We start from the raw sequence: 622 nt of genomic DNA, 5'->3' as shown, positions 1-622 counted from the left end.
ACGGCTCAAGCGGTCGCCTCAGTTAAACAAGTGCTTGGAGAAGCCGGTATGACGACCGCTTTTTCTCAGCCGCTGATCAGAAAAATGGAGCTGTAAATGAACCTAGTTAATATCGCCCTTTCAGGTTTAAACGCAAACCGCGTTGCACTTGACGTGACGGCGCAAAACGTTGCGAACGTCAACACGCCAGGATACAGCCGTCAACAAGCGTTGATGGCGACAGTTGGTGATGGTAAGTCCAACCGCTTAAGTTCTGGCATGGGTGTGGAAGTGACCAGCATCCGCCGTGTAACTGATCAGTTCTTGGTTAAACAAACTTGGTCTACCAATAGTTTGGCGGCTTACGCGGCTGGTTACACCAGCAACATGAGCCAACTAGAAAACACCTTGGGTGCAGACGGATTTAGTATCTCTGCTGGCTTAGATTCGCTTAACGCCGCGCTTAACGACGCGACAGTGAAGCCAGAATCGATGCCTTACCGCCAGCAAATCATCAATGAATCAGAAGCGTTGGCTCGACGCTTCAACACACTAACTCAGTCTTTGCACAACCAACATAAAGACATGAATGATCAGCGCACCGCTGCGCTGACTCATGCAAACAGTCTGATGTCGAACGTCG

General features: G+C 50.0%; 1 protein-coding gene and 1 pseudogene. Both read left to right on the top strand.

Annotated features, from left to right (window positions below):
* A pseudogene (locus R8O10_RS26005) lies at positions 1-96 on the top strand (flagellar protein); the annotation flags it as partial.
* Positions 97-622, top strand: a 526-nt coding sequence (gene flgK, locus R8O10_RS26000) for a flagellar hook-associated protein FlgK (protein WP_318192067.1), incomplete at its 3' end; no start/stop codon positions are given.

Source organism: Vibrio sp. 1727 (genome assembly GCF_033344415.1).
GTDB classification, from domain to species: Bacteria; Pseudomonadota; Gammaproteobacteria; order Enterobacterales; family Vibrionaceae; genus Vibrio; species Vibrio alginolyticus.
Note: the sequence above shows the minus strand (reverse complement) of the source record. Positions and strands in the feature narration are given on the sequence as shown.